We start from the raw sequence: 11,611 nt of genomic DNA, 5'->3' as shown, positions 1-11,611 counted from the left end.
TGTGCTAAACCTTCCTCAGAAGCATCCGACGGATGGAGTGGTCGGCGTCCTTCGTGAGGACCAGCTGCGCCCGCCCCCGGGTTGGCAGCACGTTCTCTTCCAGGTTCGGCTCGTTGATGCGCTTCCAGATTTCGCGGGCCGTCTGCTCGGCCTCGCCGTCGGAGAGTGTGGCGTAGCGGTGAAAGTAGGACTCGGGCTGGGCAAAGGCGGTGGTTCGCAGCTTCCGGAAACGGTCCACGTACCACTCCTCGATGTAGCTCGTTTTGGCATCAACATAGATCGAGAAGTCGAAGAAGTCACTCAGGGCCAAGCCCTGCCGGCCATCATGCCGGGGCCGGGCCGGGGCCAGCACGTTGAGTCCCTCCACGATCAGCACATCAGGACGCCGCACCACAACTTCCTTGCCCGGCACGATGTCGTAGGTCACGTGCGAGTACCAGGGGGCCCGGACTTCCTCGGCACCGCCCTTGATTTCGCTCACGAAGCGGAGCAGGGCGCGGCGGTCATAGGACTCCGGAAAGCCCTTGCGCTCCAGAAGCTGCCGGCGTTTGAGCTCGGCCAGCGGATAGAGGAAGCCGTCCGTGGTGATGAGTTCCACGTTTGGGGTCCCGGGCCAGCGGCGGAGCATCTCGCGGAGCACACGGGCAATCGTTGACTTCCCAACCGCGACCGAACCGGCGACGCCGATTACGAACGGCGTGCGCTGGGTCTTCTCGCCCAGGAACGTGGTGGTTGCGGAATGCAGCTGGCCGGCCGCCTCCACATACAGGTGCAGGAGCCGGGACAGGGGGAGGTAGACCTCGCGGACTTCCTTCATATCGAGGGGATCGCCGAGACCGCGAAGCCGGAGCACGTCCTCTTCATTAAGAGGCTGTTCCATCTGGGCAGCGAGCCGGGACCAGGTCTGCCGGTCCAGCTCCACGAACGGGGAGACGCCGTCGCCGTTCGCTTCATTGCGTTGCAAAGTCACCCTAGAGATTCTGCCCTTCGCGGGGCTGAGAGCGAAATGGAAGGGCCCGCCATGCCCGGCCGGAAGGACGCGGAACGCCCGTCACACCGGCTCCTCCTACGTCTCCTCTTCGCGAAACCAGCTAGGCTTGAGACCATGTGTGGAATCGTTGGATATGTAGGCCACTCCGCTGGCCGGACAAATACTGGACACAATGCCCTGGACGTTGTCCTTGAAGGATTGCGCCGCCTCGAGTACCGCGGCTACGACTCGGCCGGCATCGCCGTCGTGTCGGACGGAACCATTTCCTCGCGCAAGAAGTCCGGAAAACTCAGCAACCTGATCACCGAACTGGACGCGAACCCGCTCCCGGAATCCGTGACCGGCATCGGTCACACCCGCTGGGCGACCCACGGCGGCCCGACGGACCAGAACGCGCACCCGCACCTGGCCGACGGCGGGAAGCTGGCGCTGATCCACAACGGCATCATCGAAAACTTCGCCGAACTCAAGCAGGAGCTCCTGGGCAAGGGCGTGGAGTTCCGCTCCGAGACGGACACCGAGGTCGCGGCCGCGCTGCTGGGCGACATCTACCGGAACCAGCTCTCCGGCGACCCCGCCGCCGGCGGTCTCACCAAGGCCATGCAGCTTGCCTGCCAGCGTCTTGAAGGCGCCTTTACCCTTCTTGCCGTGCACGCCGACCAGCCCGACGTCGTCGTGGCCGCACGCCGGAACTCACCGCTCGTGGTGGGCCTCGGCGAGGGGGAGAACTTCCTCGGCTCCGACGTCTCGGGCTTCATCGACTACACGCGCCGCGCCGTCGAACTCGGCCAGGACCAGATTGTCACCATCACCGCCGACACCGTGGACATCACCGACTTCTACGGCGCCCCCGCGGAGGGCAAGGAGTACAAGGTCGACTGGGACCCGGCGTCGGCGGAAAAGGGCGGCTTCCCGTCCTTCATGGAAAAGGAAATCCACGACCAGCCGGACGCCGTCCTGCAGACTCTGCTGGGCCGCTCCGACATCCACGGCAAACTGACGCTGGACGAGCTCCGGATCGACCCGCAGCTGCTCAAGAGCGTCGACAAGATCATCGTCCTTGCCTGCGGCACCTCCGCCTATGCCGGCCAGGTCGCGAAATACGCCATCGAGCACTGGTGCCGGATCCCCACGGAGGTGGAGCTCTCCCACGAGTTCCGCTACCGTGATCCGATCGTCAACCAGAACACCCTGATCGTCTCGATCTCCCAGTCCGGCGAAACCATGGACACCCTGATGGCCGTCCGTTACGCCAAGGAGCAGGGCGCCAAGACGGTCTCCATCTGCAACACCAACGGATCCACGATCCCCCGCGAGTCCGACGCCGTGCTCTACACGCACGCCGGCCCGGAGATTGCGGTGGCCTCCACGAAGGCGTTCCTGGCGCAGATCACAGCCGCCTACCTGCTGGGCCTCTATTTGGCACAGCTGCGTGGCAACAAGTTCCAGGGCGAGATCAAGGACATCCTGGCGGACTTGGCCAAGATCCCGGCCAAGATCCAGAAAATCCTGAATAACGAAGCCCAGATCAAGGAACTCGGCGCCTCCATGCACGATGCCAAGTCCGTGCTGTTCCTGGGCCGCCATGTCGGATTCCCGGTGGCCATGGAGGGTGCCCTCAAGCTCAAGGAGCTCGCCTACATTCACGCTGAAGGCTTCGCCGCCGGTGAACTGAAGCACGGGCCGATCGCGCTGATCGAGGAGGGCCAGCCGGTCTTCGTTGTTGTCCCCTCGCCCCGCGGCCGGGACTCGCTGCATGCCAAGGTGGTTTCCAACATCCAGGAGGTCCGGGCACGGGGTGCCAAGACCATCGTGATCGCAGAAGAAGGCGACGAAGCGGTCCAGGCTTACGCCGAGCACGTCTTCTACATCCCGGAGACGCCGCCGCTGCTGGCCCCGCTGCTCAGCACGGTCCCGCTGCAGATCTTCGCCCTCGCACTTGCCTCCGCCAAGGGATACGACGTGGACCAGCCGCGCAACCTGGCCAAGAGCGTGACCGTAGAATAGCCGCATGATTGTTGGGATCGGCGTAGACGTCGTAGACATTGAACGGTTTGGCCGGCAACTGGAGCGCACCCCCGGGCTGCGCGACAGGTTGTTCGTCCCCGCGGAACGCGAACTGAACACCCGGTCGCTGGCCGCGCGATTTGCCGCAAAGGAAGCCGTGGCGAAGGTCCTCGGGGCTCCTGCCGGAATGAACTGGCAGGACTGCTGGATCGGCCTGGACCAGAACGGCCCCACAATCCAGGTGAAGGGCACTGTACTGGCCGTGGCGGAGTTGAAAGGCGTCAAGCGCTGGCACCTCTCGATGAGCCACGACGGCGGGATCGCCACCGCCACGGTCCTGGCCGAAGGCTGAACAAGCCAGCCTGAGCAGGAAAGGCATTTCCACAGCGATTTCCAGAGCGCCTGTACCGCGAACGGATTGAAACCATGATCAGCGCCTATACCGGAACCCAAGTACGCGAGGCTGAAAAGCCGCTGCTGGGATCTGGTACGGGCGCTGCTCTCATGCAGCGGGCCGCCTACGGACTGGCCAACGCCGTCGTCCGGGAGCTGCTCCGCCGGGGGCAGCGCCGCTACGGCGCGAGCGTGACGGTGCTTGCCGGCAAGGGCAACAACGGCGGCGACGGACTGTTTGCCGCCGCGCTGCTGGCCGGCCGCGGCATGAGCGCGACGGCGGTGCTCACGTCGGCGGACGCCCACCCCGAGGGCCTTGCGGCCTTTGAAAAGGCCGGCGGCCGGGCAGTGCGCCTGACCGCGGAGAACGTGCCGGAACTGTCCGCCGCGGCCCGACGCGCCGATGTCCTCATTGACGCCGTCCTGGGAACAGGCGCACAGGGCGGGCTGAGGGGACCTGCGGCGGCCCTGATCCGGGAACTTGCGCGGTCCCGGCCACGCCTGGTCGTGGCGTGCGACATTCCCAGCGGCGTCGACGCCGACACCGGGAAGGCCCAGGCCCCCGTCCTTCCGGCCGATTTGACAGTGACCTTTGGAGCCACGAAGACCGGACTGCTCACCGACCCGGGCGCGGATTTTTCCGGGCGCGTGCAGCTGGTCCCGATCGGGATCGAGACCCATCTGCCGGAACCGGACCTGCGCAGGCTTGTAGCCGACGACCTGGCGCGGCTGCTGCCCCGCCCCGAACGGCGCTCCCACAAATACTCCCGCGGCGTCCTCGGCATTGTGGCCGGCTCGGAGCGTTATCCCGGCGCCGCGGTGCTGGCCTGCCAGGGCGCCCTGGCCTCCGGCGTCGGCATGGTGCGCTACCTGGGCCCGCCCGGGGTTGCCGATCTGGTCCGGCGGGCCTGCCCGGAGGTCGTCTGCGCCCCGGAGGGCCCCGCTGATACCCATGTCCAAGCCTGGCTGCTGGGTCCCGGGCTTGACGACGGCGCCTCCGAACAGCTTGAGCGGGTCCGTGAGGCCGCCGCCACCGGGCTGCCCATTGTGGCCGACGCCGGCGCCCTGCCCGCCCTGCCGCGCAAGCTCAGCGGACAGACGGTCCTCACGCCGCACGCCGGGGAACTGGCAGCCCTGCTGGGCAGGTATGGCGCCGAATCCGGCCGGGACAGCGTGGAGGACGCGCCACTCGCCGCGGTGCGCCGGGCGGCTGGGCTTACCGGCGCCACGGTGCTGCTCAAAGGCGCCACCACCCTCGTCGCGGCGCCGGCCGGAGAGGTCTTCAGCCAGGCGGAGGCGACGCCGTGGATGGCTACGGCCGGCAGCGGGGACGTCCTCGCCGGGGTGCTCGGTTCGCTGCTGGCCCAGCTCGCCGGCACGGAGGAGGCGTTCGCCGCCCACGGCATTGCGTCCCGGGACCGCTGGGCCGGGATTGCCGCGATGGCTGCGAGCCTGCACGGCCGGGCCGGAAGCCGCGCTTCTGCCGGAGGACCCGTGACCGCCAGCGCCATCGCCCAGGCCCTCCCGGCCGTGCTGCGGGAGTTGTAACGAAGGTCACAAAACCGCGCCGACAGGGATAGTAACCCTACTTACCAGTAGTCTGTCTAGAGATTGTCCGCATCGCATGAGGAGAACACATGGAAGTCTGGCCCGGATCGGCTTATCCGTTGGGAGCCACTTTTGACGGCACCGGCACAAACTTTGCCCTGTTCAGCGAACGCGCTGAACGGGTGGAGCTTTGTCTCCTGTCCGACGACCTGACAGAGACCAGGATCGAACTCACCGAGATCGACGGTTACGTCTGGCACTGCTACCTGCCGCACATCCAGCCCGGACAGAAGTACGGCTACCGCGTCCACGGACCGTACGAACCGGATCGCGGCAACCGCTTCAACCCCAACAAACTGCTGATGGACCCCTACGCCAAGGCCGTCCAGGGCCAGATCGATTGGGACCCGGCGCTCTTCTCCTATGAGTTCGGCGACCCCGACTCGCGCAACGACAGCGACTCCGCGCCGCACACGATGCACGGCGTCGTCATCAACCCGTTTTTCGAGTGGGACGGCGACCGCCAGCTGCGCATTCCGTACCACGAATCGGTGATTTACGAGGCACACGTCAAGGGCCTGACGGAGCTGCACCCCGAGGTCCCCGAAGAGCAGCGCGGCACCTACGCCGGTGTGGCGCACCCGGCCGTGATCGAGCACCTCCAGAAGCTTGGGGTCACGGCGATCGAGCTCATGCCGGTCCACCAATTCGTTAACGACGGCACGCTGGTGGAGAAGGGCCTTAATAACTACTGGGGCTACAACACCATCGGCTTCTTTGCCCCGCAGAACACCTACAGTTCCTCCGGCGACGTCGGGCACCAGGTCCAGGAATTCAAGGCCATGGTCCGCGAGCTGCACAGGGCCGGCATCGAAGTGATCCTGGACGTGGTCTACAACCACACCGCGGAGGGCAACCACCTCGGCCCCACGTTGTCCTTCAAGGGCATCGACAACGCCGCGTACTACCGCCTGGTCGACGACGACCAGAAGCACTACATGGACTACACCGGCACCGGCAACTCGCTGAACGTCCGGCACCCGCACTCCCTGCAGCTGCTCATGGACTCCCTGCGCTACTGGGTGACGGAAATGCACGTCGACGGCTTCCGCTTTGACCTCGCGTCCACGCTGGCCCGCGAATTCTATGATGTGGACAAGCTCTCCACCTTCTTCGAACTCATCCAGCAGGACCCCATCGTCTCCCAGGTCAAGCTGATCGCCGAGCCGTGGGACGTCGGTCCCGGCGGCTACCAGGTGGGCAACTTCCCGCCGCAGTGGACCGAGTGGAACGGCAAATACCGCGACACTGTCCGTGACTTCTGGCGCGGCGAACCCTCGACCCTCGGCGAGTTTGCCTCCCGGCTTACCGGTTCCGCGGACCTCTACGAGAGCTCCGCCCGCCGCCCCGTCGCTTCGATCAACTTCGTCACCGCACACGACGGCTTTACGATGCGCGACCTCGTCTCCTACAACGAGAAGCACAACGACGCCAACGGCGAAGACAACAACGACGGCGAATCGCACAACCGGTCCTGGAACTGCGGCGCCGAAGGGGACACCGACGACGAAAAGGTGCTCACCCTGCGCGCCCGCCAGCAGCGAAACTTCATCGCCACGCTGCTGCTCTCCCAGGGTGTCCCGATGCTGCTGCACGGCGACGAGCTGGGCCGCACGCAGCAAGGCAACAACAACACTTACGCCCAAGACTCCGAACTGAGCTGGATTCACTGGGATGCGATGGACCAGCCCCTCGTGGAGTTCACCGCGGTGGTCAACAAGATTCGCCACGACCACCCCACCTTCCGGCGCAGCCGCTTCTTTGACGGCCGCCCCGTGCGACGCGGCGAGGGCGAGAAGCTCCCGGACATCGTCTGGCTGAACACCGACGGCAGGGAAATGCTCCCCGAGGACTGGGACAGCGGTTTCGGCCGGAGCATCGGCGTGTTCTACAACGGCCACGGAATCCAGGAACAGGATTCCCGCGGACGACGGATTACCGACGACAGCTTCCTGCTGGCCTTCAATGCCCACGATGACAATGTGGACTTCCAGCTGCCGGCCGAGGAGTACTCGCCGTTCTGGGATGTCCTGGTGGACACCGCCGACCAGGCCGACACGGAACATCCCGTCAAGGCAGGATCCGTGCTGCAGCTGGCGGCCAAGTCCCTCGTGGTGCTGCGCGCCTACTCGGGCCCTGAGGTGGAAGTGGACTTCTCCGCGGCCGCTTCCCTGGCCGCCATGGCTGAGCATGAGGACGAGCATCAGGAAGGCGCTGCTGCTGCGGCAGTAGCTCCTCCGGAGACGCCCGAAACGCCGGCCCCCGAGAGTGCAGCGACCGCCGAGGCACCCGCTCCGGAGGCCGAAGCGGCCCCGGAAACCCCGGCTGCGGAGGAGCCCGCCAAGGGTTCCGCCGACGATTCCGGCAAGGGCGATACCAAGAGCGCCGCAAAGGGCACAACGAAGGGATCCGCCTCGAAAAAGTCGGAGACCAAGAAGCCCAGGACCCGGAAGGGACCGGCCAAGTGAGGACGCCCGCATCCACCTACCGGCTGCAGATCCGGTCCGGCTTCACGCTCCAGGACGCCGCCGACATGGTGCCGTACCTGAAGTCGCTCGGCGTGGACTGGATCTACCTGTCGCCGATCCTGACAGCGGAACAGGGCTCGGACCACGGCTACGACGTCACCGATCCCGCCGTCGTCGACCCTGACCGCGGCGGCGCCGAGGGGCTTATCGCGGCCTCCCGCGCCGCCCGGGAAGCCGGCATGGGCGTCCTCGTCGACATCGTGCCCAACCACGTGGGCGTGGCAACGCCCGCCCAGAACCCGTGGTGGTGGTCGCTCCTCAAGGAGGGACAGCAGTCCCGCTACGCCCAGGCGTTCGACGTCGACTGGGACTTCGGCGGCGGCCGCATCCGGATCCCCGTGCTCGGGGACGACTCCGACCTCGACGCCCTCGAGATCCGTGACGGGGAGCTGCGGTACTACGACCACCGCTTCCCGCTCGCCGAAGGCAGCTACACCGCAGGTGACTCCACTGCCGATGACCCCCGCGAGGTCCACGACCGGCAGCACTATGAGCTGATCGGCTGGCGCCGGGCGGACAACGAACTGAACTACCGCCGGTTCTTCGCGGTCAACAGCCTCGCCGGCATCCGGGTCGAGATCCCGGAGGTCTTCGACGAGGCCCACGAGGAGATTGTGCGCTGGTTCCGCGAGGGACTGGTGGACGGGCTGCGGATCGACCACCCGGACGGTCTCGCCGACCCGGAAGGCTACCTGCGCCGGCTGCGTAAGGTCACCGGCGGCAGCTACCTGTTGATCGAGAAGATCCTCGAGCCCGGGGAAACGCTTCCGCCCAGCTTTGAGTGCGAAGGCACCACCGGCTACGACGCCCTGGCGGACGTGGACAGGGTCTTCATCGACGCCGCCGGCCAGGGACCGCTGGATGCGCTGGACACCGAGCTGCGCGGCGGCCAGGCCGCCGACTACGAGGAGATGATCCGCGGCACCAAGCGCAGGATCACGGACGGTATCCTGCACTCGGAGATGCTCCGGCTTGCCCGCCTGGTGCCAGCCGGAGCCGGCCTTTCGGTTGAGGCCGCCGCTGATGCGCTGTCCGAAATCATCGCGGCCTTCCCGGTCTACCGCAGCTACCTGCCGACCGGCGCCGAAGTCCTGAAGGAAGCCTGCGAGCTTGCCGTCCGGCGGCGTCCTGAACTGGACACCGCCGTCGGCGTGCTGCTGCCGCTGTTGCTGGACGCGGAGGAGGAACTGGGACGCCGTTTCCAGCAGACCTCCGGCATGGTCATGGCTAAGGGTGTGGAAGACACAGCGTTCTTCCGCTACACCAGGCTGGGTACCCTCACCGAGGTCGGGGCGGATCCTACGGAGTTCGCCGTCGCGCCGGAGGAGTTCCATGTCCGGATGGCACGCCGCCAGGCGGAGCTTCCGCTGTCCATGACCACGCTCAGCACCCACGACACAAAACGCAGCGAGGACACCCGCGCCCGGATTTCGGTGCTCGCGGAGCTGGCTTCCGAATGGAAAGCATCCCTCACCCGGTTGCAGCAACTCGCGCCGCTGCCGGACGGTCCGCTGGCCAACCTGTTGTGGCAGGCAATCGCCGGCGCGTGGCCGGCTGACCGCGACAGGCTGCAGTCCTATGCGCAGAAGGCTGCCCGCGAGGCGGGCAATTCGACCAACTGGACGGATCCGGACGCGGGCTTTGAGGAAAAGCTCACGGCCGTCGTCGACGCCGCCTTCGACAACGCCGAGGTGCGCGCCGAACTGGAGAAGCTGGTGGCACAGCTGGACCCGTACGGTGCCGCCAATGCCCTGGGCGCCAAGCTGGTTCAGCTGACCATGCCCGGTGTCCCGGACGTTTACCAGGGCACGGAATTCTGGGACCGGTCGTTGACGGACCCGGACAACCGCCGCCCCTTCAGCTTCGACGCCCGGAAGCGGGCCCTGGCCGCGCTCGACGCCGGCGAGCGGCCGGCGTCGTTCCTGGACGAAACGGCGAAGCTGCTGGTGACCTCGCGGGCTCTTCGCCTGCGCCGCGACCGGCCGGAACTCTTCACCGGCTACACGCCGGTAACAGCCTCCGGTCCGGCGGCAGGGCATCTGCTGGCGTTCAACCGCGGCGGCGGTTCGGCGGGAGCCCTTACGCTCGCGACCCGGCTGCCGCGCGGACTGGAGCAGAAGGGCGGCTGGCAGGACACTGCGATCCGCCTGGACACCGCCATGACCGACGAGCTGACGGGCCGGTCCTTTGGCCCCGGCGAGGTCCAGGTGGGGCAGATCCTGGCGACCTACCCGGTCGCCCTGCTGGTGCCCACCGCCTAAGCACACCTGAAACACCGACATGGGGAACGGAAGAATGCAATGACCTTGCCTGCACACGGAAGCGAACGCTTCGATCTCTGGGCCCCGGAAGCGCAGGCGGTCACCCTGCTTGCTGCCGGGCAGCAGTACCCGATGAACCGCGCCGGTGCGGAGCGGGACGGCTGGTGGACAGCCGCCGGCGCTCCGGCCGAGGGGGAGGTGGACTACGGCTACCTCGTCGACGGGGAGACCACGCCGCTGCCGGACCCGCGGTCCCGGCGGCAGCCGGAGGGGGTCCATTCCCTCTCGCGGACCTTCGACGCCGCCAGCCACGCGTGGGCGGACGGCCAGTGGGAGGGCCGTGCGCTGCAGGGTGCCGTGATCTACGAGCTTCACGTGGGCACCTTCACTCCTGACGGAACCCTGGACGCCGCCGCAGAAAAGCTGGACTATTTGGCCGGGCTCGGGATTGACTTCGTCGAGCTCCTGCCGGTCAACGGCTTCAACGGCACGCACAACTGGGGCTACGACGGCGTGCTCTGGTACGCCGTGCACGAGGGCTACGGTGGCCCCGCCGCGTACCAGCGGTTTGTCGACGCAGCCCACGCGGCCGGCCTCGGCGTCATCCAGGACGTGGTGTACAACCACCTCGGTCCGAGCGGAAACTACCTGCCGAAGTTCGGGCCGTACCTCAAGTCCGGGGAGGGCAACACCTGGGGCGACTCGGTTAACCTCGACGGCCCAGGCTCCGACGAGGTGCGCCGCTACATCCTGGACAACGCCGCGATGTGGCTGCGGGACTACCATGTGGATGGGCTGCGCCTCGACGCCGTCCACGCCTTCAAGGACGAGCGGGCAGTGCACCTGCTGGAGGACTTCGGCGCGCTCGCCGACGAGGTCGCCGCCGAAACCGGGCGTCCCGCCACCTTGATCGCCGAGTCTGACCTCAACAATCCGCGCCTGCTCTACCCGCGGGACGTCAACGGGTACGGGCTGGCCGGGCAGTGGAGCGACGACTTCCATCACGCAGTCCACGTCAACGTCAGCGGCGAGGCGACGGGCTATTACGAGGACTTCGAGTCCCTGGAGGCACTGGCCAAGGTCCTGCGCTCCGGGTTCTTCCACGACGGCAGCTACTCCACCTTCCGGGAGCGGCACCACGGCCGGCCGATCAACCCGGCCCTCGTCCACCCGGCCGCGCTCGTGGTCTGCAGCCAGAACCACGACCAGATCGGCAACCGGGCCACCGGTGACCGGCTGTCCCAGTCGCTGCCGTACGGCCGGCTGGCGCTCGCCGCCGTCGCGACCCTGACCTCACCCTTCACCCCGATGCTGTTCATGGGGGAGGAATACGGGGCCACCACGCCGTGGCAGTTCTTTACCTCCCACCCGGAGCCGGAACTCGGCAAGGCCACCGCGGAAGGCCGGATCAAGGAATTCGAGCGGATGGGCTGGGACCCTGCCGTGGTGCCGGATCCCCAGGACCCGGAAACATTCAAGCGTTCCAAGCTGGACTGGTCTGAGGCCGCGGACGGGGACCACGCCCGGCTGCTGGAGCTCTACCGCTCGCTGATCGCGCTGCGCCGTTCGACGCCGGAGCTCACCGGCCTCGGCTTCGAGGACACCGCCGTGGACTTCAGTGAGGCGGAGGGCTGGCTTGTGCTGCGGCGCGGCCGGGTCCGGGTGGCGATGAACTTCTCGACGGAGCCGCGGCGAATTTCCGTCAGCGGCGCCTCCCTGCTGCTGGCAACGGACGACGCCGCCGTGCTAAACGGCACTGGCGGCGGCGGCCACCTCGATCTTCCCGGCCACAGTGCCGCCATCATTTCGGAATAGGACAGGAC

General features: G+C 67.1%; 7 protein-coding genes. 6 read left to right on the top strand and 1 reads right to left on the bottom strand.

Annotation, left to right across the window (positions count from 1 at the left end):
- Window positions 1-4: 4 nt before the first annotated feature.
- Window positions 5-970 (bottom strand): type I pantothenate kinase, encoded by a 966-nt coding sequence (gene coaA / locus OM977_RS14800; protein ID WP_264354678.1) that lies wholly within the window; start codon window positions 968-970, stop codon window positions 5-7.
- A gap of 135 nt (window positions 971-1,105) precedes the next feature.
- Here coaA and glmS point away from each other — a divergent pair, with 135 nt between their 5' ends.
- The 6 genes from glmS (at window position 1,106) to treZ (ending at window position 11,603) form a co-directional block, all read left to right on the top strand.
- Window positions 1,106-2,998, top strand: a complete 1,893-nt coding sequence (glmS, locus tag OM977_RS14795; protein ID WP_264354677.1) for a glutamine--fructose-6-phosphate transaminase (isomerizing) — start codon at window positions 1,106-1,108, stop codon at window positions 2,996-2,998.
- A gap of 4 nt (window positions 2,999-3,002) precedes the next feature.
- On the top strand, window positions 3,003-3,350 hold the full coding sequence (locus OM977_RS14790; protein WP_264354676.1) for a holo-ACP synthase: 348 nt from the start codon (window positions 3,003-3,005) through the stop codon (window positions 3,348-3,350).
- Between the two features lie 74 nt (window positions 3,351-3,424).
- The gene (locus tag OM977_RS14785; RefSeq protein ID WP_264354675.1) at window positions 3,425-4,939 is read left to right on the top strand and encodes an NAD(P)H-hydrate dehydratase; all 1,515 of its coding nucleotides are present in this window, start codon (window positions 3,425-3,427) and stop codon (window positions 4,937-4,939) included.
- A gap of 89 nt (window positions 4,940-5,028) precedes the next feature.
- On the top strand, window positions 5,029-7,467 hold the full coding sequence (gene glgX, locus OM977_RS14780) for a glycogen debranching protein GlgX (RefSeq protein WP_264354674.1): 2,439 nt from the start codon (window positions 5,029-5,031) through the stop codon (window positions 7,465-7,467).
- A complete protein-coding gene (treY, locus tag OM977_RS14775; RefSeq protein ID WP_264354673.1) occupies window positions 7,464-9,788 on the top strand; it encodes a malto-oligosyltrehalose synthase in 2,325 nt (774 codons plus the stop codon). The genes glgX and treY overlap by 4 nt, the downstream gene beginning before the upstream one ends.
- A gap of 39 nt (window positions 9,789-9,827) precedes the next feature.
- Window positions 9,828-11,603 (top strand): malto-oligosyltrehalose trehalohydrolase, encoded by a 1,776-nt coding sequence (gene treZ / locus OM977_RS14770; RefSeq protein ID WP_264354672.1) that lies wholly within the window; start codon window positions 9,828-9,830, stop codon window positions 11,601-11,603.
- The last annotated feature ends 8 nt before the right edge of the window (window positions 11,604-11,611 follow it).

It is taken from the genome of Pseudarthrobacter sp. MM222 (assembly GCF_947090775.1).
Classification (GTDB): Bacteria; Actinomycetota; Actinomycetes; order Actinomycetales; family Micrococcaceae; genus Arthrobacter.
The sequence above is the reverse complement of the archived record's forward strand: the minus strand, read 5'-3'. Positions and strand labels throughout refer to the sequence as shown.

Excerpts from the sequence above, each read along its gene's own strand:
- glmS (WP_264354677.1), top strand. The coding sequence starts at position 1,106 with ATGTGTGGAATCGTTGGATATGTAGGCCACTCCGCTGGCCGGACAAAT.
- OM977_RS14790 (WP_264354676.1), top strand. The coding sequence starts at position 3,003 with ATGATTGTTGGGATCGGCGTAGACGTCGTAGACATTGAACGGTTTGGC.
- OM977_RS14785 (WP_264354675.1), top strand. The coding sequence starts at position 3,425 with ATGATCAGCGCCTATACCGGAACCCAAGTACGCGAGGCTGAAAAGCCG.
- glgX (WP_264354674.1), top strand. The coding sequence starts at position 5,029 with ATGGAAGTCTGGCCCGGATCGGCTTATCCGTTGGGAGCCACTTTTGAC.
- treZ (WP_264354672.1), top strand. The coding sequence starts at position 9,828 with ATGACCTTGCCTGCACACGGAAGCGAACGCTTCGATCTCTGGGCCCCG.